This window comes from Mesorhizobium sp. B4-1-1, from assembly GCF_006439375.1.
Lineage (GTDB): Bacteria > Pseudomonadota > Alphaproteobacteria > Rhizobiales > Rhizobiaceae > Mesorhizobium.
This window is the reverse complement of record NZ_VFTH01000001.1, coordinates 38,139-59,800: the sequence shown is the minus strand read 5'-3', so window position 1 is coordinate 59,800 and position 21,662 is coordinate 38,139. Positions and strand designations below refer to the sequence as shown.

The 21,662-nt window shown below is 64.4% G+C and carries 18 protein-coding genes; 10 read left to right on the top strand and 8 right to left on the bottom strand.

Going from position 1 to position 21,662, the window contains the following annotated elements:
- Nucleotides 1-143: 143 nt before the first annotated feature.
- Complete coding sequence (gene gltX, locus FJW10_RS00280) at nucleotides 144-1,568, bottom strand: glutamate--tRNA ligase (protein WP_140897572.1); 1,425 nt, start codon at nucleotides 1,566-1,568, stop codon at nucleotides 144-146.
- Between the two features lie 103 nt (nucleotides 1,569-1,671).
- Between gltX and FJW10_RS00275 the strand changes: the two genes are divergently transcribed.
- On the top strand, nucleotides 1,672-4,128 hold the full coding sequence (locus FJW10_RS00275; protein WP_140897570.1) for a ComEC/Rec2 family competence protein: 2,457 nt from the start codon (nucleotides 1,672-1,674) through the stop codon (nucleotides 4,126-4,128).
- Between the two features lie 40 nt (nucleotides 4,129-4,168).
- On the opposite strand, the gene lexA is transcribed toward FJW10_RS00275, so the two are convergent.
- On the bottom strand, nucleotides 4,169-4,903 hold the full coding sequence (lexA, locus tag FJW10_RS00270; RefSeq protein WP_140672883.1) for a transcriptional repressor LexA: 735 nt from the start codon (nucleotides 4,901-4,903) through the stop codon (nucleotides 4,169-4,171).
- Nucleotides 4,904-5,349: 446 nt separating this feature from the next.
- Between lexA and kynU the strand changes: the two genes are divergently transcribed.
- Together kynU and FJW10_RS00260 are read left to right on the top strand one after the other, a co-directional pair.
- On the top strand, nucleotides 5,350-6,597 hold the full coding sequence (kynU, locus tag FJW10_RS00265; protein WP_140898206.1) for a kynureninase: 1,248 nt from the start codon (nucleotides 5,350-5,352) through the stop codon (nucleotides 6,595-6,597).
- 54 nt (nucleotides 6,598-6,651) lie between these two features.
- A complete protein-coding gene (locus FJW10_RS00260; RefSeq protein ID WP_140897568.1) occupies nucleotides 6,652-7,482 on the top strand; it encodes an alpha/beta hydrolase in 831 nt (276 codons plus the stop codon).
- A gap of 64 nt (nucleotides 7,483-7,546) precedes the next feature.
- Here FJW10_RS00260 and glp read toward each other — a convergent pair whose 3' ends face one another.
- Genes glp through FJW10_RS00235 form a run of 5 tightly spaced genes read right to left on the bottom strand, consistent with a single transcriptional unit; the run spans nucleotide 7,547 to nucleotide 12,949 of the window.
- Nucleotides 7,547-8,752, bottom strand: a complete 1,206-nt coding sequence (gene glp / locus FJW10_RS00255; RefSeq protein WP_140897566.1) for a gephyrin-like molybdotransferase Glp — start codon at nucleotides 8,750-8,752, stop codon at nucleotides 7,547-7,549.
- Nucleotides 8,752-9,228 carry a cyclic pyranopterin monophosphate synthase MoaC gene (moaC, locus tag FJW10_RS00250; protein ID WP_140897564.1) on the bottom strand — a complete coding sequence of 159 codons (477 nt, stop codon included), beginning with the start codon at nucleotides 9,226-9,228 and terminating at the stop codon, nucleotides 8,752-8,754. The genes glp and moaC overlap by 1 nt, the downstream gene beginning before the upstream one ends.
- A 1-nt stretch (nucleotide 9,229) precedes the next feature.
- On the bottom strand, nucleotides 9,230-10,042 hold the full coding sequence (gene trpC, locus FJW10_RS00245) for an indole-3-glycerol phosphate synthase TrpC (RefSeq protein ID WP_140897562.1): 813 nt from the start codon (nucleotides 10,040-10,042) through the stop codon (nucleotides 9,230-9,232).
- A 4-nt stretch (nucleotides 10,043-10,046) separates the two neighbouring features.
- Complete coding sequence (gene trpD / locus FJW10_RS00240; RefSeq protein WP_140897560.1) at nucleotides 10,047-11,057, bottom strand: anthranilate phosphoribosyltransferase; 1,011 nt, start codon at nucleotides 11,055-11,057, stop codon at nucleotides 10,047-10,049.
- On the bottom strand, nucleotides 11,054-12,949 hold the full coding sequence (locus FJW10_RS00235; RefSeq protein WP_140897558.1) for a peptidyl-prolyl cis-trans isomerase: 1,896 nt from the start codon (nucleotides 12,947-12,949) through the stop codon (nucleotides 11,054-11,056). The genes trpD and FJW10_RS00235 overlap by 4 nt, the downstream gene beginning before the upstream one ends.
- A gap of 143 nt (nucleotides 12,950-13,092) precedes the next feature.
- Here FJW10_RS00235 and tpiA point away from each other — a divergent pair, with 143 nt between their 5' ends.
- The 5 genes from tpiA to FJW10_RS00210 all read left to right on the top strand — a co-directional run bounded on the left by tpiA (nucleotide 13,093) and on the right by FJW10_RS00210 (nucleotide 18,275).
- On the top strand, nucleotides 13,093-13,860 hold the full coding sequence (gene tpiA, locus FJW10_RS00230; RefSeq protein ID WP_140897556.1) for a triose-phosphate isomerase: 768 nt from the start codon (nucleotides 13,093-13,095) through the stop codon (nucleotides 13,858-13,860).
- A 147-nt stretch (nucleotides 13,861-14,007) separates the two neighbouring features.
- On the top strand, nucleotides 14,008-14,520 hold the full coding sequence (gene secG / locus FJW10_RS00225) for a preprotein translocase subunit SecG (RefSeq protein WP_140897554.1): 513 nt from the start codon (nucleotides 14,008-14,010) through the stop codon (nucleotides 14,518-14,520).
- Nucleotides 14,521-14,734: 214 nt separating this feature from the next.
- Nucleotides 14,735-15,862 (top strand): L,D-transpeptidase, encoded by a 1,128-nt coding sequence (locus tag FJW10_RS00220; protein ID WP_140897552.1) that lies wholly within the window; start codon nucleotides 14,735-14,737, stop codon nucleotides 15,860-15,862.
- Between the two features lie 206 nt (nucleotides 15,863-16,068).
- Entirely contained in the window at nucleotides 16,069-17,706 is a 1,638-nt protein-coding gene (locus FJW10_RS00215; protein WP_140897550.1) for a CTP synthase, read from the top strand.
- 23 nt (nucleotides 17,707-17,729) lie between these two features.
- Nucleotides 17,730-18,275, top strand: coding sequence for a DUF1697 domain-containing protein (locus FJW10_RS00210; RefSeq protein WP_140897548.1), 546 nt, complete (start codon nucleotides 17,730-17,732; stop codon nucleotides 18,273-18,275).
- 86 nt (nucleotides 18,276-18,361) lie between these two features.
- Here the strand turns inward: FJW10_RS00210 and FJW10_RS00205 are convergent, their stop codons facing one another.
- Nucleotides 18,362-19,819, bottom strand: coding sequence for an NCS1 family nucleobase:cation symporter-1 (locus tag FJW10_RS00205; RefSeq protein WP_140830017.1), 1,458 nt, complete (start codon nucleotides 19,817-19,819; stop codon nucleotides 18,362-18,364).
- A gap of 295 nt (nucleotides 19,820-20,114) precedes the next feature.
- Between FJW10_RS00205 and FJW10_RS00200 the strand changes: the two genes are divergently transcribed.
- Nucleotides 20,115-20,417 (top strand): DUF982 domain-containing protein, encoded by a 303-nt coding sequence (locus FJW10_RS00200; protein ID WP_140830015.1) that lies wholly within the window; start codon nucleotides 20,115-20,117, stop codon nucleotides 20,415-20,417.
- Nucleotides 20,418-20,616: 199 nt separating this feature from the next.
- Entirely contained in the window at nucleotides 20,617-21,624 is a 1,008-nt protein-coding gene (gene dusA, locus FJW10_RS00195; RefSeq protein ID WP_140897546.1) for a tRNA dihydrouridine(20/20a) synthase DusA, read from the top strand.
- Nucleotides 21,625-21,662: the final 38 nt, after the last annotated feature.

Sequence of the window (21,662 nt, the reverse complement as noted above, 5' to 3'; positions counted from 1 at the left end):
TTCCTGCAAACGACACGTCGAAATCACCGGAATGCGCGAACTTGCCATCGCATTTTAGGAGGTGCGTGCCAGATTGGGCCAAGGCCTAATGTTGCACTGCGAAACACACCTTTCAATGCCAATCTTCTTGGGCCAGTTCGCTCCTAATCGATTTGATCTCCAATCCTCGCCAGGCTTTCCTGGCGACCCAACACGGCAAGCACGTCGAACACGCCGGGCGAGGTGCTGCGGCCGGTCAGCGCGGCCCGAAGCGGCTGTGCCACGGCGCCGAGCTTGTGCCCGCCGGCCTGCGCAAAGTCGCGGATCGAAGCCTCGGCCGAGGCGGCGCTCCAGTCGCCCTCGACGGCAGACAATGCGCCATGCGCGCCGCGCAGAATCGCGCGCGCATCCGCGTTGAGCAAGCCGGCCGCCTTCTCATCCAGCGGTAACGGCCGCTCGGCGAACAGAAACGCCGCTCCGTCGACCAGTTCGACCAGGGTCTTGGCCCGCTCCTTGAGACCGGGCATGGCGGCAAGCAGTTGCGCCTTGCGCCTGTCGTCGAGCTTTGCCGCGAGCGTCGGGCCGCCTTCGAGATAGGGCAAGGTGGCGACGAAGATGTTGAATAGCGCCTGGTCATCCATCTTGCGCATATGGACGCCGTTCAGCGCCTCGAGCTTGGCGAAGTCGAAGCGCGCCGCGCCCTTGTTGACGTCGCCGATGTCGAACCACGCGACCATGTCCTTGACCGACATCACCTCGTCGTCGCCATGGCTCCAGCCGAGCCTGGCCAGATAGTTGAGCAGAGCCTCGGGCAGATAACCCATGGCGCGATAGGCCTCGACGCCGAGCGCGCCGTGCCGCTTCGACAGCTTGGCGCCGTCGGCGCCGTGGATCAGCGGGATGTGCGACATCGACGGCACATCCCAGCCCATGGCGTCGTAGATCACCGTCTGGCGCGCGGCATTGGTCAGGTGATCGTCGCCGCGGATGATGTGGGTGACGCCCATGTCGTGATCGTCGACGACGACGGCATGCATGTAGGTCGGGACGCCGTCGGAACGCAAGATGATGAAATCGTCGAGATCCTTGTTCGGGAAGCGCACCTCGCCCTGCACGCGGTCGTTGACGATCGTCACGCCTTCGGTCGGCGCCTTGATGCGGATCGCACCCTTGACGCCTGCCGGCGCCTCGGAGGGGCCGCGGTCGCGCCACTGGCCGTTGTAGCGCGGCGGCAGACCCTTGGCCCGGGCCGCCTCGCGCATCGCCTCGAGCTCGGCCGGCGTCTCGTAGGCGTAATAGGCCTTGCCCATGCGCACCAGCTCCTCGGCCACCTCGCGATGACGCGGCGCGCGCTCGAACTGCGAGACGGCCTCGCCGTCCCAGGAGAGGCCAAGCCAAGTCAGCCCGTCGAGAATGGCGGCGGTGGCAGCTTCGGTGGAGCGCTCGCGATCGGTATCCTCGATGCGCAGCAGCATCGTGCCGCCGGTGTGCCTGGCATAGAGCCAGTTGAACAGCGCCGTACGCGCCCCGCCAATATGCAGGTAGCCTGTGGGCGAGGGGGCAAAACGGGTGACGACCTTGTCGGACATGGAACTCTCGAGGAAGCACTGAAAAAATGCATGTTTCGCGCGGACTTCCACGCGACCGGCGTTCATGTAGCATAGGCGGTCTGGGGCGCAAGGGGCAGACCCGATGGCTGGACGTGGCCGGGGCGCGGAGGAGGGCGGGGGAACGACAGCTGGCGTCAGCGAACGCCTGATGTTTGCCCATGCCACGCCCGAAGAGACCGCGCCGGTTTCGTTCCCGGAGCCGCGGGCATCTACCGAGCTTATGCCGCTCGCTGACGGCGCAATACGGCCGGTCTCGCCAACGGCGAGCGTCGGCCGAATCCGCAGACAGCTTGGCCGCGCCTCGCTTCCCGCACTGCGCCGAAGCATCGGCACCGCTGCCGCCACCGAGCTCGACCGCGGCATCGGCTTCCTGCTGGTGCCGGTGTTTCTGGCCGCCGGCGTCATCTATTACTTCTCGCTGAGCGCTGAGCCGGATCTCTACAGGCCGCTTGCGGCAGTGGCCCTGATGGCGGTCTGCGCGGCGGTCTCACATTCCCGGCACAGAACGCACCTTGTCTTCATGGCGGCGTTTTTCTGCGCCTTGGGCTTTCTCGCGGCCAAGGTCGAGACCTGGCGGATGGCAATCCCGATGCTGGGTTCGGAAATCCAGACACGGCTGACGGGCCGCCTCGTCACCGCCGAGGCGATGGCCAATGGCCGGGTCCGGCTGACCATCGACTTGATTTCCACGGAGCATCCGAAGCTGCACTACGCGCCGGATCGCGTCAGGCTTTCGGCGCGCAGGATCCCGCCCGACATGACAGCCGGGTCGATGCTGACCGGCTATGCCAAGCTGTTGCCGCCGACCGGCCCGGTTCGGCCGGACAGCTACGACTTTTCATTCGACAGCTATTTTGCCGGGATTGGCGGCAGCGGCTTTTTCCTGGGTGATCCAAAGCTGATTGCGCCAGCGGAAGCGCCCTTTGGCGCGCGCGTCGCATCGGCAGTGGAAAACGCGCGCGAAGGGATCGCCGATCACATCAGGAGCGCCATCGGCGGATCCGAAGGCGAGATCGCAGCCGCACTGATCGTCGGCGTCCGCGCCGGCATTCCGGAAGCCATCAACGAGTCGATGCGACGGACCGGCATCTACCACATCATCTCGATCTCCGGGCTGCATATGGCGCTGGTCGCCGGCACGATCATGGTCCTTTTGCGCGGCGCCTTCGCGCTGTTTCCGGATTTCTCGTCGCGCCGGCCAGTGAAGAAATATGCCGCTGCAATCGCGCTGTTCTCGATCGCCGCCTACCTCGTGATCTCCGGCATCGTGGTGGCGGCCGAGCGGAGTTTCATCATGCTGGCCGTGATGCTCGCCGCCGTGCTCTTCGACCGCGCGGCGCTCACCATGCGCAACCTGGCGATCTCGGCCATCGCCGTCATCCTTGTCTCGCCGCATGAAGTGGTCGGCCCGAGCTTCCAGATGTCCTTCGCCGCCACCGCCGCGCTGGTCGGCGCCTATGCCGGTTTTGCCGACTATCGCGCCGGCAAAACGACCGCGCCGCCGGCAAAGCGTTCGTTTCTCGGCTTCGTGTCGCGAAAAGTGGCGGTTGGAGTGGGCGGCGCCGCTATAACGTCGCTCATCGCGGGCAGCGCGACATTGTTGTTTGCGATCTGGCACTTCCAGCGCGTGTCGCCGCTCAGCCTGCTGGCCAATCTGGCGGTCATGCCGATCGTTTCGTTGATCGTCATGCCGTTTGCTGTGTTGAGCGCGCTGGCCATGCCCTTCGGCTTCGACGGCCCATTCCTTTATGTGATGGGCCAGGGCCTGACGGCGATGATCGCCATCTCGGCGTGGATCTCCGAGCGCTCACCGGTCGATGCCGTCGGGCTGATCTCGATCCAGTCGGTGCTGCTGGCCACGGTCGCGCTGGTCATCGCGACGATGGCCACCACCTGGCTGAGGCTTGCCGCCATACCCTTCGCGCTCGCCGCGCTGCTGGCCATTCCCCATGCCCGCGCCCCGGATGTGCTTGTCTCGGAGGACGCGCATCTGGTGGCGATGCCGATCGGCGGCGGCGAGCTTGCCATCAACCGCACGCGCTCCAACGAGTTCACCACCGACAACTGGAAACGGGCGCTGAAAGCCGAGGAAATCGTACCGCCGGAGACGTTCGCCAAAGACGCCATGGACATCGCCGATCCCGTCCACCTGCCGCCCGGCTCGCCGTTCTATTGCACCGGCGACCTCTGCATCGGCCGGCATCCTTCCGGCGCCATCGTCGCGCTCGCCGAGAATCGCGCCAGCGCCCGGCCTGCTTGCGGTTTCGCCGACCTCATCGTCATCGACGACGCCACGGCCTACAACCCATGCCGCGATCCGCGCGTGCTTGTCGTCACCAAGCGGCAGCTGGCACGCGACGGCAGCGCCGCCATCTTCTTCGATCCGCAATCGGCAACCGCGCGGCCAACTGTTCGCTACGCGGTCGAAGAACCGTACCGGCCCTGGCACGAGCAGCGGAAATACGCGCGTGAGGCGAGGGGGCTGCCGCCCTATCAACGACCGGAAAAGCCGGCGGTCGCGCCGCAGCCTACAGAATAGATGGCACGCAGTTCCGGCGAAGACCGCCGCGCGGTTCTGCTCAGTAACGGCGGATGAGTCCGACGAGCTTACCCTGAACCTTGACCCGGTCCGGTCCGAAGATACGGGTCTCGTACGCCGGGTTGGCGGCCTCGAGCGCGATCGAGGCACCCTTGCGACGAAACCGCTTCAGGGTCGCTTCCTCGTCGTCGACCAGCGCCACCACGATCTCGCCCGGACTTGCCGTATTGGCGTTGCGGATTATGACGGTATCGCCGTCGAAGATACCGGCCTCGATCATCGAGTCGCCCTTGACCTCCAGCGCATAATGCTCGCCGCCCATGATCATGTCCGGCGGCACCGAGATCGAATGCGTCTGGTGCTGGATGGCGTCTATCGGCACGCCGGCGGCGATGCGACCCATCACGGGAATGGATACGGCCGAAACAGCGTCGTCGTCATTGCTGGGTGTCGGCGTGCGCGAGGGCGTGGCCGGCTTGACCTGGCGGCCGAGATTGCCCTGGCCGCCCTGGATGACGCTCGGCGAAAACTTTCTCGCTGCATTCAGGCCGGGCGCGATCGAGTCGGGCAGCCGCAGCACTTCAAGCGCGCGCGCACGGTTCGGCAGCCGGCGAATGAAGCCGCGTTCTTCCAGCGCCGTGATCAGCCGATGGATGCCCGATTTGGAGGCCAGGTCGAGCGCTTCCTTCATCTCGTCGAAAGACGGCGGAATCCCGCTCTCCTTGAGGCGTTCATGGATGAACATCAGCAGTTCATGTTGTTTGCGCGTCAGCATGGCGGCCCCTTGGTTCTGAAACCAGAATCAGAAAAACAAACCCAGAACAAACACTATCTGTTCCAGTTGTGTTCCGCAACCGTTTAAAGTTTAGTGAATTTGTTGAGATTTCGGAAACAATGTTGCATCCAAGCGATACTCGGCCGAGCCAGGTCGGCGGTGTCATTGATTCCGCTCGATTTTGCAGCCCTCCTCAAGCTGCAGCGCGGTCCACCACCGCCACAAAGGCGGGGGCGGGATCGCTTCGGCTTTGCGCGAATGTGCTTCACCGTGAACGAAACGGACCCAAAATGCCAACTTCGGCAATGATTCCGATCCATGGTCTTCGCCGTCTATGGACCAGCTAACATGGCGCAGAAGGTTCTTGCCGTGGCATGGACGGTGGTGAGACAACCGCCCTTGGCCAACCGCGTGAGGCGCCATGCCGAAATGGAGGCGGCAGCATGATGGGGGGAATTCCTGATCTCGCCGAGATCGAGGCGATGGATGCCGCGGATCCGCTGCGCGCCCTGCGCGATCGCTTCGTCCTGCCGGAGGGGGTGATCTACCTCGATGGGAATTCGTTGGGAGCGGCCTCGCACGCCGCATTCGACGAGTTGCGCAAGGCAGCCGCCGAGGAGTGGGCGCATGACCTCATTCGTGCCTGGAACAAGGATGGATGGTTCGACATGCCGGTCGAGCTGGGCGACCGGCTCGGGCGCCTGATCGGCGCGGCGCCGGGCCAGACCGTGGTCTGCGACACCACGTCGATCAACATCTACAAAGTGCTGCACGCGGCGATGGCGATGCGGCCGGACCGAACCGTGATCGTTGCCGAGGGCGACAGTTTTCCGACCGATATCTATATGGCCGAAGGGGTGGCCTCGACCGGAAAGAACGCTGTCCTGCGCCTGGCTGGCGTGGACGCGCCGACCATCGAGGAACTGATCGACGAACGCGTCGCGGTGGTGTTGGTCAACCACGTCAATTACAAGTCCGGCGAGTTGCGCGACATGGCGGCGCTTACGCGCATGGCGCATGACGCCGGTGCGCTGATCGTATGGGATCTCTGCCACAGCGCGGGCGCCATGCCGGTAGAACTTGACAGGGCAAGCGCCGATTTCGCCGTCGGCTGCACCTATAAATATCTCAATGGCGGGCCGGGTTCTCCTGCTTTCATCTATGCGGCCGAGCGGCATCTTGCCGATGTGCGGCAGCCGCTCAGCGGGTGGTGGAGCCATGCACGGCCGTTCGCCTTCGAGCAAGCCTATGCGCCAGGCACCGGCATCCGCCGATTTCTGTGCGGCACGCAGCCGGTCTTGTCGATGCGGACGCTGAAAGGCGCGCTCGACATCTGGAACGGCGTTGACCTGGCGACGGTGCGGAGGAAGAGCATTGCGCTGGCCGATCTGTTCATCGAACTCGTCGAAGCACGGTGCGGCGGTTACGATCTTACGCTGGAAAGCACCCGCGACGGCGCCAAACGCGGCAGCCAGATTTCCTTCATTCACCTGCATGGCTACCAGATCATGCGGGCCCTGATCGAACGCGGCGTGATCGGTGATTTTCGGGCGCCGTCGACCATGCGCTTCGGTTTTACCCCGCTCTATGTCGGCTACAGGGATGTCTGGAAGGCCGTCGAAGTGCTCGAAGACATCTTGCGGACCGGCGTCTGGCGAGAAGCCCGCTTCGCGGTCAAGACAACCGTTACCTGACCGCGGCGATGCCAATCAAAACCACTCGACATTGAGCTGATCGTGGAGGGGCCGTTGCTCAGACACCGTATTGCCGACTGGGACAACGCCTATGCCAACGGCGCGAACATCGCCGGCGGCGACCGCTGGCCCGCGGCTTGGGATCAACCGGCGCGGGCCTTTCGGGAAAAGCTGCTGGCGCAAGGCAGGGCGCGGTTCGATATCGTGTACGGCGAAGCGCCACGCAACCGGTTCGATCTGTTTCTCCCACCTGCTGCGCCAAAGGGGCTCGTCGTGTTCATCCATGGCGGTTACTGGATGGAATCAGACAAGACCTCCTGGTCGCATCTGGCTGGAGGTGCGGTCGGCCACGGTTTTGCCGTCGCCATGCCTTCTTACACGCTTTGCCCGCAAACCAGGATCAGCGGCATCGTCAACGAGGTTGCGGCAGCGATCGAGAAGGCGGCGGCGATGATCGATGGTCCGCTGGTGCTGACCGGGCACTCGGCCGGCGGACATCTCGTCAGCCGGATGGTGACCGCGGCCTCGCCGCTGTCGTCCGATGTGACGCCGCGCATACGCCAGGTCGTTTCGATTTCAGGCCTGCACGACCTTCGGCCGCTGATGTTCACCGCACTGAACGAGACCCTGAACATCGACGAGAAGGAAGCGTTGAGCGAAAGCCCGGCTTTGCTGCGGCCTCGGCAGGGAGCCCGCGTCACCTGTTGGGTCGGCGGCGGCGAGCGTTCGGAATTCCTGCGCCAGAGCGCGTTGCTTGCCAACATCTGGACCGGGCTCGGCGCCGCCACCGGTTCAGTGGTCGAGCCGGACCGGCATCATTTCAACGTTGTCGATGGGCTCGGAGATCCGGATCATCCCCTCACTCGCGCACTGATCGCCGAATAGAGCAATTCGGCGGTGTGAACGGTTTCGGTCGAGAATTGCGTTTAAAACGGCGGGATAGACCGGCTCAGCGCAGCATCAGCACGCTGCACTCGGCGCCGACCTGCGCGGCGGGCGCGAAGGGCTGGCGCACGATCAGGCCGTTGGCGTCGGCAAGCATGCGCAGCATCGAGGAATCCTGGATGCCGAAAGGCGTCGCGACCAGGGTGCCGGAGTCCTCGCGCACGACGGCGCGCACGTAGTCCTGCCTGAGATCGTTGGCCTGCATCGCGGCGCCCAGCCGGGCCGTTCGCACGTCCTGCCGGTGATCGCGGCCGCCGAGCCTGGCAAGCAGCGGCTTCAGGAAGAGTTGCGAGCAGACGATGCTTGCCACCGGATTGCCGGGCAGGCCGATGCAACGGACATTGCCAAGCCGGCCAAACATCAGCGGTTTGCCGGGGCGCATGGCGATCTTCCAGAAGTCGAGCTGCATGCCTTCGCCGGTCAGCACGTCATGGATGAGGTCGTGGTCGCCGACCGAGGCGCCGCCGAGCGTGACGATGACATCGGCGTTCGCCTCGACCGCTTTCCTGACCAGCGCGGCGATCGCCTCCTGGCGGTCGGCGGCGATGCCGAGATCGAGCGCGCGCGCGCCGACCGACTGGGCGGCGGCGACGACGCCATAGGCGTTGGACGAAATGATCTGGTCGGGGCCGAGCGCGCTGCCCGGCGGCAGCAATTCGTCGCCGGTGGCGATGATCGCAACCAGCGGCCGCCGCACGACATTCAAGGCAGGATGGTTGGCCGAGGCCGCCAGCGAAAGGGCCGCCGCGTCGAGCGCGCGGCCTTTTTCGAGCAGCACGTCGCCCTGGCCGAAGTCGAGCCCGCGGCGACGGACATTGCGTCCTTCGGCGGTCGGCTCCGTCACTTCGATCCGGCGGTTGCCAAGGTCGCGGACGTTTTCCTGGATGACGATGGTGTCGGCGCCTTCAGGCAGCGGCGCGCCGGTAAAGATGCGCACGGCCTGGCCTTTGCCGACGGTTCCGGAGAAACCGCGCCCGGCGGGCGCCATGCCTATGACCTCAAGTTTAGCCGGCGCTGAAGCGACATCGGCGGATCTTGCGGCATAGCCGTCCATGGCCGAGGCGTTGAATGGCGGCTGCGTGCGTAGCGCCACGACCGGCTCCGCCAGGACCCGCCCAGCCGCTTCGGCGAGCGGAATGCTTTCGCCAGGCAATGGCGCGGCGCCGTCGAGCAGGCGTTCGAGCGCTTCGGCGACCGGAACCAAGGCCATCAGGCATCCACCTTGTAGTCGCCGGACTTGCCGCCTGTCTTCTCGACGAGCCGGATGCCGGAAACCACCATGCCGCGGTCCGCCGCCTTGGCCATGTCGTAGATGGTGAGGCAGGCGACCGACGCCGCGGTCAGCGCCTCCATCTCCACGCCGGTCTTGCCTGTGACGCGGGCAAGCGCGGTGACCCTGAGGCCAGGCAGCGTGCGGTCCGGCTCGATCTCGACGGCAACTTTTGTCAGAAGCAGCGGATGGCAGAGCGGGATCAGCTCATGCGTCTTCTTCGCGGCCATGATACCGGCGATGCGGGCTGTGCCCAGCACATCGCCCTTCTTGGCATCGCCGGCGAGAATCATCTCCAGCGTTTCCGGCCGCATCGAGACAAAACCTTCGGCGATCGCCGTGCGGGTCGTCTCGGCCTTGTCGCCGACATCGACCATATTGGCTTCGCCCTTGGCGCCAAGATGGGTGAGGGCCATCTCAGATGGCCTCGGCCGCTGCCTTGCCTGTCAGCAGAAGCTCGGTCGCCGCGGCCACGTTCGCCTGCCGCATCAGGCTCTCGCCGACCAGGAAGGTGCTGATGCCGGTCTTCTGCATCCTGAGGCAGTCGTCGTGGGTGAAGATGCCGCTCTCGCTGACCAGCAGGTAGCCGCCCGGCACCATTCGCGCCAGCCGCTCGGAAGTCTCAAGGCTGGTCTCGAAGGTCCGCAGATCACGGTTGTTGATACCGATCAGTCGCGACGACAATTCTAGCGCGCGCTCCGTTTCGGCCTCGTCATGCACCTCGATCAGCGCGTCCATCCCGAGTTCGAAGGCGATAGCTTCCAATTCGCTCGCCAGAGCATCGTCCACGCTTGCCATGATGATCAGGATGGCGTCTGCGCCCCAGGCTCGTGCTTCGTAGACCTGGTAAGGGTCGAATAGGAAATCCTTACGCAATGCCGGCAGCGACACCGCCTTGCGCGCTTTGGTGAGAAATTCGGGCGCGCCCTGGAAGGATGGCGCGTCGGTCAGCACCGAAAGGCAGGCCGCGCCACCTTTCTGATAGGCCTGCGCCAATGTCGGCGGGTCGAAATCGGCGCGGATCAGGCCCTTGGAGGGGCTGGCCTTCTTGATTTCGGCAATCAACGCGAAGCCGCCGCCCCGCCGCTTGGCCTCGAGCGCCGCAAGGAAGCCGCGCGGCGGTTCGGCGTCCCTGGCCTTCGCCTTGACCTCGGCGAGCGGCATGGCGAGCTTGGCTGCCGCGATCTCGTCGCGCTTGTAGGCTTCGATCTTGCGCAGGATGTCCGACAAGGCCCTATCCGTTCGAAATCTCGACGAGCTTGTCCAGCACGCCAAGCGCGCGGCCGCTGTCGATCGCTTGCGCCGCCGCCGCGATGCCGTCGGCAAGCGTCGTTGCCTTGCCGGCCACGACCAGCCCGGCGCCGGCATTCATCAGCACCGTGTCGCGGTAGGCGCCGGCTGCGCCGCCCAGCATATCGCGCAGTTCCTTGGCGTTGTAGGCGGCGTCGCCGCCGCGCAGCTCTTCCTTGGTGTGCCGCTTCAGTCCGACAGCTTCCGGCGTCAGGGTGAAGCTGCGGATCTCGCCGCCGGCGAGCTCCGCCACCTGGGTTTCGCCCGTCGTGGTGATCTCGTCATAGCCGTCGCCATGGACGACCCAGGCGTGGTCGGCGCCCAGCGCCTTCAACGTCTCGGCCACCGGCATGATCCACTCCGGCAGGAAGACGCCGACCATCTGGCGGCTGACGCCGGCGGGATTCGACAAAGGCCCGAGCAGGTTGAAGATGGTGCGCGTGCCGAGCTCGACGCGGGTCGGCCCGACATGCTTCATCGCCGGATGATGCGCCGGCGCGAACATGAAGCCAACGCCGGTCTCATGGATGCAGCGGCCGATTATCTCCGGCGGGATGTCTATTCTGACGCCCAGCGCCGTCAGCACGTCGGCGGAGCCGGTCAGCGAGGACAGGCCGCGATTGCCATGCTTGGCGACCGGCACCCCGGCGGCGGCAATGACGAAGGCCGAAGCGGTCGAGATGTTGACCGAATGCGAATTGTCGCCGCCGGTGCCGACGATGTCGATGGCGCCTTGCGGCGCCTCGACGCGCAGCATCTTGGCGCGCATCGTGGCGACCGCGCCGGAAATTTCGCCTACCGTCTCGCCGCGCACGCGCAGCGCCATCAGGAAGCCGCCGATCTGGCCCGGCGTTGCGTCGCCCGACATGATGATGTCGAACGCCTCGCGCGCTTCCTCGAAGGAAAGCGCGGTGCCTGTGGCGACCTTGGCTATGTGTGTCTTCAGAGCGCTCATCGTGTCTGTGCTTGCGAAACGGCGTTCGGATCGATGCGAACGTCATATTGCGACTGCAACTGCGCCACCAACTGGTCGAGCAGATCATCGGACATGCCGGCGCCGAAGGACTTCTGCGCGTCGTCCGGCACCGCGCTGCCATCGGCGCCTGCCGGCTCGAAGACCTCGGCGACCTTGAACAGGATCTGGCCGTCGCCGGTGGGCGAGGGGATCAAACCGGTGCCGCCTTCGCCGACGCCGAACATGGCGGCGGCACCTTCCTTGCCGAAATCGGCATCGTCGGCTTCGCGCTTCAGGCCGCGCTTGGTCTGTTTGTCGAGTTTGAGCTCGCCGGCGATGACGTCGAGCGTGGTGCCTGCCTTGAGGCGTTTTTTCAGCTCCTGAGCCTTAGCGTCGAGCCGCTTGTCGGTCTCGGCCTCCGTCCAGTCGGCCGCGACCTTCTTGCGGACTTCATCCAGCGTGCGGTCGCGCGCCGGCGTGATCGACTGCACTTCGTAGAAGACGAAACCGTTGTCGGCAGTCGTCAGGCCCTCGTTCTCGGTGTTGGGCTCGGCCGCGAACACCGATTTGATCAGCTCGGCCGATTCCGGCAGGTCGTTGACGATCGTGCCGTCCGGACGCTGGCCGGTACGGTCGATGGCGTCGATGGTGAGGACCTTGAGCTTCAGTTTGTCGGCGGCCTGGGCAAGCGAGGCGCCCGAGGCGCGGGTGTCCTCGTAGCTGTCATGCACGTCGAGCAGGATGCGGTTCGCTTCGCCGAGCGCCAGGTCTTTGCGGATCTGGTCGGACACTTCCGAGAGCGGCTTCACCACCTGCGGCTTGATCTCGGTCACGCGCAAGAGCACGGGACCGAAGGCGCCCTGGACGACGTGGCTCACCTCGTTGGCATTGAGCGAGAAGGCGGCATCGGCGACCGCCTTGTCGGCGATCTTGTCCTTGGCCAGCGTGCCGAGCAGCGTGTCGGCCTGCGTCTTGCCTTCGGCGGTGACGAGTTTGTCGAAGGTAGCGCCAGCCTTCAGCGAATCCAAAGCGGCCTTGGCCGCATCTGGCGTCTTGAACACCAACTGCTCGATGGTGCGCATCTCGGGCGTCGTGTAGCGCGCGATATTCTTGTTGTAGTCCTCGCTAACCTGCTGGTCGGTCACCGCGGACGGATCGGCTATGTCCTGCGGCTCCAACCTGACATAGGAGAATTTGCGATATTCCGGCGCGGCGTAGTTCTTCTTGTTGGCGTCGAAATAGGCATTGAGGGCGCTGTCCGACGGCGCCTCGATCGGCTGCACGAGCGTCTTCGGCAGCACGAGATAGTCGATCGTGCGATCCTCGCCGCGATAGAGAGAGACCGCCTTCAGGAAGGTCTGCGGAACCTTGAGGCCGTCGGAGATCGCCTCGACGATCTGCTGGCGCACGGCCACCTGCGAGCGGTTCCTGAGGTAGTCCTCAGGCCGCATGCCAAGCTCGCGCAGCAGATACTCGAAGGTACGGCGATCGAACTGGCCGCCGGGGCCTTTGAAAGCCGGATCCTCGCGCGTCAGTTCGGCAAGCCGATCCTTGGAGAGGCCGAGCCCCAGCTTGCGCGCCTGTTCGTCGAGCACGGCGCCCGAAACGAGCTGCGCCAGCACCTGGTTGTCGACACCGAGCAGCTTGGCCTGGTCGTGGGTGATGCGCTGGCCATATTGCTGCGACAGTAGGCTGAGCTGGCGGTCGTAAGCGAGGCGGTACTCGTTGATCGAGACCTCCGTGCCACCGGCCGTGATGACCGCGTGATGACCGCCCAGCACACCGCCCACCATGCGGGTGGTGATGCCCCAGGCGGCGAAACTGATCACCAGCAAGGACAGCAACGCCTTCGCGACCCAGGTGCCCGCCGCGCTTCTCAATATACCAAGCATGCATACTTCCGATTTTTGCGCATTTTCGCATGCGCCGAGTCTGAAACAAGCGCAATAGCGCCCTTCCAGTCCACTGTCGATTGCTTTGTGACCTGATTTTGGTAGTGAGGGCGCTGCTTAATGTCGCTCGGAGAACGCGCCCCATGACCCCTGGAATCCGCCCGCTTGTCGCCGGCAACTGGAAAATGAACGGCACCAGCGCCTCGCTCAACGAGCTGCGGTCGATCGGCAACGGGTTCATGAGCGGGCTCGACGCGGAGACGGAAGCGCTCGTGTGCGTGCCGGCGACGTTGCTCCAGCGCGCCGCCGAGATCCTGTCGCGGACGCCGGTGCGGGCCGGTGGAGAGGATTGCCATCCCAAGGAGAGCGGCGCCTTCACGGGCGAGATTTCGGCCGAGATGCTCAAGGATGCCGGCGCGAGCCACGTCATCGTCGGACATTCCGAGCGCCGCGAACTGTTCGGCGACGACGATGCAATGGTCCATGCCAAGGCATCGGCGGCCTGGCGGGCGGGACTGGTGGCCATCATCTGCGTCGGCGAGACGCGCGCCGAGCGAGAGGCGGGCGCCACGCTCGATGTCCTATCGCGCCAGCTTGACGGTTCCGTGCCGGCGAGCGCCACCCCCGCCAACACCATCATCGCCTACGAGCCGGTCTGGGCCATCGGCACCGGCCTGACGCCGACCGCCGCCGACGTCGCCGACGCGCACGCGCATATCCGGGGCAAGCTGACGGCGTTGCTCGGCGATGCCGCGGCCAGGATGCGCATTCTTTATGGCGGCTCGGTCAAGCCTTCCAACGCGGTGGAACTGCTCGGCGTCGAGAATGTCGATGGCGCACTGGTCGGCGGCGCCAGCCTGAAGGCGGCCGACTTTCTGGCTATCGCGGAAGCATACATGAACATGGCTTAGGCTCATGCAGCATAAATCGTTGTAATGGCCGCATTGCTTCCCATATTCCCGGCCACGGGCTTGGAAATGCCGCCAAAGCATTGTAAGGAGCCGCCTCCAAATCATCGGTCGTATGCGCGGTCGCGCAAGGCCTCGCCAGGATAAATTATGGAAACCGTACTGATCGTCGTCCACCTCATGGTCGTGCTTGCCCTTGTCGGCGTGGTGCTGCTGCAGCGCTCCGAAGGCGGCGGCCTGGGCATCGGCGGCGGTTCCGGTTTCATGACCGCGCGGGGCGCCGCCAACGCGTTGACCCGCGCCACCGCGATCCTGGCGGCGGCCTTCTTCGTGACGTCGCTGGCGCTGTCGATCATCGCCCGCTACGGCGAAAAGCCGATCGACATCCTCGACCGTCCAGCAACGTCGAGCCAGGGTAACGGCGTGCTCAACCAACTGCCGGGTTCCAATGGACCGGTGGGCAGCTCGCAACCCGCGGCCCCGGCCGGCGGCTCTGCTCCCGCGGCTCCGGCTGGCGGTGCGACGACCACCACGCCGCTTGCCAATGGCACCACCGCGCCTGCTCCGGCCACAACGCCTGCTCCGGCGCCCGCGAATCCGACCACCGCGCCGGCGGCCAACGGCGTCACCTTGCCGGTCACCCCTCAGGTTCCGAACCGGTAGCCGGACAAGCTCCGGGCCGCGATCTGTTGTTCTTTGAACACAGTCGCGGCAAATGCGCGCCCGATCACGAAGATTCAACCGGGCGTGGCGCCTGCCTCAGCTTGAGGCGATGACGGCTAATCGATTATAGATTGCGCGCGGCACTTTTCGGCGTCCTTGGGGGGCGCCGGGCGACGCCGTGGGCAACTTGCATTTGAACGATCGGATCTTCGCCATGCAGCTTCGCAGCTTCATCATTTTGGGAGTCTGTGCCATCCTCGGCATGGGTTCCGCGGCCATCGCCGGACCGGCAAACATGGTCTCGTCACCGTCGGTAGAGAAGACCGACGCAATTCCTGTCGCCGCCAAGAGCGACGCATCGCAGTTGAAGCTTCTCAAGAAGAAGAAAAATCCGACCTCTGACGATCTCGCGCAGATCGGCAAGCTCGAAGCCAAGATCGCCGCCGACAAGCAGGCGGCAAAGGATAAGGCGCTCGAGGCTCGCAAGATGGCAATGCGCGAGGCCGCCAAGGCCAAGGCTGACGCGGCGCGCCAAGAATGGCTCGCCAAGAAGGGTACGGCCGCGCCGGCTGAAGTCGCCGACGCCAAGCCTGCCAAGAAGACCACCAAGGTCATCGCGCCGCTGGAGCCGGTCGGGCCGATCATCCCGGTCAAGGCCGAGGAGCCTGTCCCGGCTGAGGTCATGAACATCGCCGCCACTGGCAACAACGGTGAACTGCGCAGTGAGCAGCCCGGCCAGAAACAGGCGAGCAGCGGCGGTCTGTTCGACGGCCTCTTCGGCGGCAGCGCCCAGACGTCTTCGATCAACTATCTGCCCGAGACCCGCGCGCTCGATTCGGCGCTGGCCAAGAAGGACGCCAAGCGACCCTTCAAGGTGAAGCCGGAATTCGTGCCGCAGGACGTCGCGTTCTCGGGCTATGAGCCGGGCACGATCGTCATCGATACCACTGCTCGTCGCCTTTACCTCGTCGAGAGCTTTTCGACGGCGCGGCGCTATGCCATCGCGGTCGGTCGCGAAGGGCTGCAGTTCAAGGGCACCGTGGCTGTCGGCGACAAGCAGGAATGGCCGCGCTGGATCCCAACGCTCGACATGCAGAAGCGCGAGCCGAAGCATTACGGCCAGTACAAGGACGGCATGAACGGCGGCGGCCAGAACCCACTCGGCGCGCGCGCCATCTACCTCTATGACGGCAAGAAGGACACGCATCTGCGCATCCATGGCACGATCGCGCCGCAGTCGATCGGAACCAGCGCCTCGAACGGCTGCTTCCGCATGATCAACGAGCACGTCATGGACCTCTACAGCCGCGTCAGGATCGGCACCAAGGTCGTCATCATCTAACGATCTCCATCAAACTGCCAAAAGGGCCGGCGACGCCGGCCCTTTTGTTTTGAATCTTTGCCTTGAAGCATGTCGTTCCCCCAAACCGTTCCATGCTTTTGGGCGACATGCTTCGGGAACGGCTCTTTGCGAGCACCCGCGCCATTAGGGAAAAAGCCTTTGCGGCGGTTTTTTCTCTGGCGGAATCAATCAGGCCGCGTTAAGCGATGACTCCCATGGCGCGATATGTATTCATCACAGGCGGCGTGGTTTCCTCACTCGGAAAAGGCATCGCCGCAGCAGCTCTTGGGGCTCTTCTGCAAGCGCGAGGCTATCGCGCGCGGATCAAAAAGCTCGATCCTTATCTCAATGTCGATCCCGGGACGATGTCGCCGTACCAGCATGGCGAAGTGTTCGTGACCGATGACGGCGCCGAGACCGACCTCGATCTCGGCCATTACGAGCGCTTCACCGGGCGCTCGGCGAACCAGCAGGACAACATCACCACCGGCCGCATCTACAAGAACATCATCGAGCGCGAGCGGCGCGGCGACTATCTCGGCGCGACTGTCCAGGTCATCCCGCACGTCACCGACGAGATCAAGCATTTCGTGCTGGACGGCAATGACGACTACGACTTCGTGCTGTGCGAAATCGGCGGCACGGTCGGCGACATCGAGGCGATGCCGTTCCTGGAAGCGATTCGCCAGCTCGGCAACGACCTGCCGCGCAACAACGCAGTCTATGTGCATCTGACGCTGATGCCCTACATCCCGACCGCCGGCGAATTGAAGACCAAGCCGACGCAGCATTCGGTCAAGGAACTGCGCGGCATCGGTATCGCGCCGGACATCCTTCTGGTGCGCGCCGACCGGCCGATCCCGAAGGAAGAGCGCCGGAAACTTTCGCTGTTCTGCAACGTGCGCGAAAGCGCCGTCATCCAGGCGCTGGACGTGCCGCATATCTACGACGTGCCTCTGGCCTATCACCAGGAAGGCCTCGATTCGGAAGTGCTGGCGGCCTTCGGCATCGACCCGGCGCCGAAGCCGCGCATGGAGCCGTGGCAAAAGCTTTCCAACCACATCCACAATCCGGAAGGCGAGGTGACGATCGCCATCGTCGGCAAGTACACCGGCCTCAAGGACGCCTATAAATCGCTGATCGAGGCGTTGTCGCATGGCGGCCTCGCCAATCGCGTCATGGTCAAGCTCGATTGGATCGAAAGCGAGATTTTCGAGAAGGAAGATCCGGCGCCGTGGCTGGAGAAGGTGCACGGCATCCTTGTTCCCGGCGGCTTCGGCGAGCGCGGTTCGGAAGGCAAGATCCTGGCGGCAAAGTTCGCGCGCGAACGCAAGGTGCCTTACTTCGGCATCTGCTTCGGCATGCAGATGGCTTGCATCGAGGCGGCCCGCTCGCTGGCGGGTGTCGATCATGCATCGTCGACCGAGTTCGGCCCGACCGACGAGCCCGTCGTCGGCCTTATGACCGAGTGGCTGAAGGGCAACATGCTTGAGAAGCGCAGGATTACAGGCGATCTCGGCGGCACGATGCGGCTTGGCGCTTATCAGGCCGAACTCGCCAAGGGCTCGAAAATAGCGGATATCTATGGCGACACGCAGATTTCCGAGCGCCATCGGCACCGCTACGAAGTCAACATCGACTACAAGCAGCGGCTCGAGGATTGCGGCCTGGTGTTTGCCGGCATGTCGCCCGACGGCGTGCTGCCGGAGACGGTCGAATATCCCGACCATCCCTGGTTCATCGGCGTGCAGTATCACCCCGAGCTGAAGAGCCGCCCGCTCGACCCGCATCCGCTGTTCGCGAGCTTCATCTCGGCTGCGGTGGATCAGTCGCGGCTGGTCTGAGCGATCGGCTGGCGAACCGTGCCATGCGGACTTACGTCGCGCTGCTCTACAGCATCATCCTCGGCGAGGGGCGGCGGGTCGTCATGTCGAACCTCAAGGCGATGGCCGAAAGGATCGGCCTGAAGAACGTCCGAACGCTGGTGGCGACGGGCAATCTGGTCTTCGAGGCGCGGACGGCCAAAATTTCCGATCTCGAGCATCGGCTGGAAAAGGCCTTCGAAGAGACGTTCGGCCGCCATGTCGACATTATCGTGCGCGGCGCGGAGGATTGGTTGAAGCTCGCGGCCGGCAATCCATTCCCGGACGATTCCGCGGACGCCGCCGACCAGGTGGCGGTGCGCGTCATGCGCAGGCCGGCGCCCGTCGAGGCCGCCGCAGCGCTCCAGGCCTACGCCGCCGAGGACGAGAAGGTGCTTTTGGTCGACGGCGATATCTGGGTGGTCTTTTCCCGTGAAAGACCGAGCTCGCGCCTGCTCGCGGCAGCAAGCCACAAGCGCATGGGCATCGGCACTTCCCGCAACTGGAACACCGTGCGGCGCTTGGCGGAGATGGTAGGCAGCAGGCAGTAGGGTAGGCAGTAGGCAGTAGGCAGTAGGCAGTAGGCAGTAGGAGAGTGTTCTCTATTGCCTAAGCCCTGCTGCCTACGGCCTCATTTTCAAGCCTTCGCCACCTTCGCACCCGCGCCGAGCGCCATGGTGCGCAGCACGTAGTAGACGGCGCCCGCGATGGCCACGCCGAAGAACCAGCCATAGACGCCCCACCAGGACGGCAGCCAGTTGGTGAAGTTGGGCAGGATCGAGGAGAAGATGGCGCCGATGCCGGCGGCGATGAAGGCGTTGACATGCCAGCCGCTCTGGAAACGGAACTCGCCGTCCTCGCGATAGAGCGCATCGACGTCGACTTCGCTTTTGCGGATCAGGTAGTAGTCGACCATCATCACGCCGAAGATCGGTCCCATCGTCGCGCCGATGACGTTGACGAAGGAAGCGGCACTGCCTTCCCATGGCGCGAAGGGATAGAGCACCAGGGCGATCAGCGCCGCGATGTAGCCGCCCTTCTTGAAGTCGATCTGGCGCGGGAAGACGTTGGAGAAGTCGAACGCCGGCGAGACGAAATTCGCCACGACGTTGATGCCCAGCGTCGCCACCGCGAAGGTCAACGCGGCGAGAGCGGCCAGGAACCAGCTGTCGAACTTGGCCGAGATCTGGTCGGGATGGAGCAGCACTTCATGGTAGACGTCATAAGCGGCGATCGTGGTGACGCCGGCCACCAGCGAGAACAGGATGAGGTTGACCGGTAGGCCCCATATGTTGCCCTTGCGCAGCGCCGCCTTGTCCGGCGCGTAGCGGGCGAAATCGCAGAAGTTGAGGTAGAGCGCCGAGAAATAGGTCACCCAGATCGCCGCCACCGCGAACAGCGCGGTCCAGGAACCGGGCTCGCCCGGAACGCCGGCGTCCTTGGTCTTGTCCAGCAGCACATCCATCGGGATGTCGCTGGTGAAGGCGAAAGTGCCCGACTTGACGCAAAGATAGATGGCCAGGATCAGCATCATGATCCACACGGCCGGGCCGGCCCAGTCCTGGAAGCGGCGAACGGTTTCCATGCCCTTCTGGATGATCAGCAGCTGCAGCGCCCAGATGATGACGAAGCAGATCACCTCCAGGGTCGAATGTCCCAGAAGGTGCGAACTCTTGTTGAACTCGTCGAACCATTGCAGGCGCGTCAGCAGCGCCACGATGGCGCCCGAAGCCGCGGCCGTCTGGGCGCCGTACCAGAAGCAGGCGACGATCGCGCGCACCAGAGCCGGAACGTTGGCGCCCCAGATGCCGAAGGAGGCGCGGGCAAGCACGGGGTAGGGCACGCCGGTCTTCACGCCGGCATAGCCGACCATATTCATCAGCGCGTAGATGATCAGCGAGCCGATGCCGATGGCGATGACGAAGTTGACGAAGCCGCCGCAGAACAGAAACAGGCTGGCCGCCAGGTAGTAGCCCCAGAGGCTGTGGACGTCCGAGGTCCAGACGTTGAAGATCGAAAACGGTCCCCAGTTCCTGACCGTTGCCGGAGCCAGATCCTCGTTGTAGAGGTCAGGCGATGCGCCTTGAATGGTCATTGCAGGTGTTCCCCTTGTTGCAAAACGCGCCCTCACGCGTTTGACCGCACAGGTTAAGCCTGACACCGGGGAACCGGCAAGCAACCCATTTGCCGGCTTTCGCCTTAAAGATATTCAATGAGAATCGCCGTATTCGACGGCTTCGGACCGAACCGAGCTGAGTCGCCAAGCGGTTTTCGCGCAGGCCGGCCGGTTCCGAATTTTTTCCGACAGCAACCAAATTTGTTTGGAACCGATCCATAAGACGTGCGTTTAATGAAGTTCGGCTGCTCTGCGGCGGACCGGGAGGATAACGATGGATCGCTTGCATTTCTTTACCCCAGTGCGAATCGCGCGTGGGCAGGGACATCCTGTGGAGGAAGTCGATAGCGTCTCCGAGGCGATGGTGTTCCTGCGGAAATGGCCAACGGGCAGACGTGGCCCAGTCTATCAATGCGCCCTGAATTGCTGCGCGGCGGCTGTGTCGGGCAAGATGTCGGCCGAGGAAGCGCGCAAAGCCTTTGTCGGCTTTGCCCGCATCACCCGGCTGCTCGACGACGACATGGCGCTGCCGCTGGGTGGCGCGTCGATGGACAATGTCTACGCCTTGAGGCGTTAGGCTAAGCCGATTTTTGGCAAATCGAGAACGCCGCGCCTGACCGGCGCGGCGTGTAGTTTATTGTTTTGCATCCTGACACGGTCGAGATGCCTTCGGCTTCGTCTGTTGCGCAGTTCCTGGGGCACCCGGTAGGAAATCGCTGCGAAATCGCTTATGTGAGCGGGTGCCTCGTTGATGGAGGCTCTCGGAACCGGACGCGATGGAAAAGAGCAGCGATTACAAAAAGGTGCGGCTCGCCATAGCACCAATGATGGACTGGACGGATCGGCACTGCCGGTTCTTCCATCGCCAGTTGACGCGCCGGGCTCTGCTTTACACCGAGATGGTTGTGGCCGATGCCGTCATCCATGGCGCTCGCGAGCGGCTGCTCGGCTTCGACGACGCTGAGCATCCGGTGGCTCTGCAGCTTGGCGGGTCGGATCCGCAAAAACTCGCCGAGGCGGCGCGGATCGGCGAGGCCTTCGGCTATGACGAGATCAACCTCAATGTCGGCTGCCCGTCGGACCGCGTCCAGTCGGGGACGTTCGGCGCCTGCCTGATGAAGACGCCGGCCCTGGTCGCCGAATGCGTCGCGGCGATGAAGGCCGCGGTGAAAATCCCCGTCACGGTCAAATGCCGCATCGGCGTCGACGACCAGGATCCCGAACCCGCTCTCGATACGCTTGCCGATGGCGTGCTCGCCGCGGGCGCCGACGCGCTCTGGGTGCATGCCCGCAAGGCCTGGCTCGAGGGGCTGAGTCCCAAGGAGAACCGTGAAATCCCGCCGCTCGACTATCCGCGCGTCTACCGGCTGAAGGCCAAAAAGCCGAACGAATTCATCGGCATCAACGGCGGTATTCAATCGCTCGCCGAGGCGTCGGCTCATCTCGGGCATGTCGACGGCGCGATGCTCGGCCGCGCGGCCTATCACACGCCCGGCATCCTTGCCGGCGTCGATGCCGCCTTCTACGGCGAGGCGCCCGCCGCCTTCGACCACGCGGCGCTGATCGACGCCATGGCCGGCTACGCGGCTCGCCATATCGAGCGGGGCGGGCGGCTCGGCCACATTACGCGCCACATGGTCGGACTGTTCCACGGCTTGCCTGGCGCGCGCCGCTTCCGGCAAATCCTGTCGACGGATGCGAACAGGCCTGGCGCCGGGGCGCAGGTGTTGAAGACCGCGTTTTCCGCAATCGATTTCGCGGCGGCGGAAGCCGAGGCGGCCTGACCTTAGGTTAAAACGCGTTGCGTTTTAAGTCATTTTCC

Excerpts from the sequence above, each read along its gene's own strand:
- lexA (WP_140672883.1), bottom strand. The coding sequence starts at position 4,903 with ATGCTGACGCGCAAACAACATGAACTGCTGATGTTCATCCATGAACGC.
- FJW10_RS00235 (WP_140897558.1), bottom strand. The coding sequence starts at position 12,949 with ATGCTTGGTATATTGAGAAGCGCGGCGGGCACCTGGGTCGCGAAGGCG.
- glp (WP_140897566.1), bottom strand. The coding sequence starts at position 8,752 with ATGGCCTTGGTTCCGGTCGCCGAAGCGCTCGAACGCCTGCTCGACGGC.
- FJW10_RS00275 (WP_140897570.1), top strand. The coding sequence starts at position 1,672 with ATGGCTGGACGTGGCCGGGGCGCGGAGGAGGGCGGGGGAACGACAGCT.
- FJW10_RS00200 (WP_140830015.1), top strand. The coding sequence starts at position 20,115 with ATGGATCGCTTGCATTTCTTTACCCCAGTGCGAATCGCGCGTGGGCAG.
- moaC (WP_140897564.1), bottom strand. The coding sequence starts at position 9,228 with ATGGCCCTCACCCATCTTGGCGCCAAGGGCGAAGCCAATATGGTCGAT.
- FJW10_RS00220 (WP_140897552.1), top strand. The coding sequence starts at position 14,735 with ATGCAGCTTCGCAGCTTCATCATTTTGGGAGTCTGTGCCATCCTCGGC.
- FJW10_RS00210 (WP_140897548.1), top strand. The coding sequence starts at position 17,730 with ATGCGGACTTACGTCGCGCTGCTCTACAGCATCATCCTCGGCGAGGGG.
- FJW10_RS00215 (WP_140897550.1), top strand. The coding sequence starts at position 16,069 with ATGACTCCCATGGCGCGATATGTATTCATCACAGGCGGCGTGGTTTCC.
- dusA (WP_140897546.1), top strand. The coding sequence starts at position 20,617 with ATGGAAAAGAGCAGCGATTACAAAAAGGTGCGGCTCGCCATAGCACCA.
- secG (WP_140897554.1), top strand. The coding sequence starts at position 14,008 with ATGGAAACCGTACTGATCGTCGTCCACCTCATGGTCGTGCTTGCCCTT.
- gltX (WP_140897572.1), bottom strand. The coding sequence starts at position 1,568 with ATGTCCGACAAGGTCGTCACCCGTTTTGCCCCCTCGCCCACAGGCTAC.
- FJW10_RS00205 (WP_140830017.1), bottom strand. The coding sequence starts at position 19,819 with ATGACCATTCAAGGCGCATCGCCTGACCTCTACAACGAGGATCTGGCT.
- trpD (WP_140897560.1), bottom strand. The coding sequence starts at position 11,057 with ATGAGCGCTCTGAAGACACACATAGCCAAGGTCGCCACAGGCACCGCG.
- tpiA (WP_140897556.1), top strand. The coding sequence starts at position 13,093 with ATGACCCCTGGAATCCGCCCGCTTGTCGCCGGCAACTGGAAAATGAAC.
- kynU (WP_140898206.1), top strand. The coding sequence starts at position 5,350 with ATGGGGGGAATTCCTGATCTCGCCGAGATCGAGGCGATGGATGCCGCG.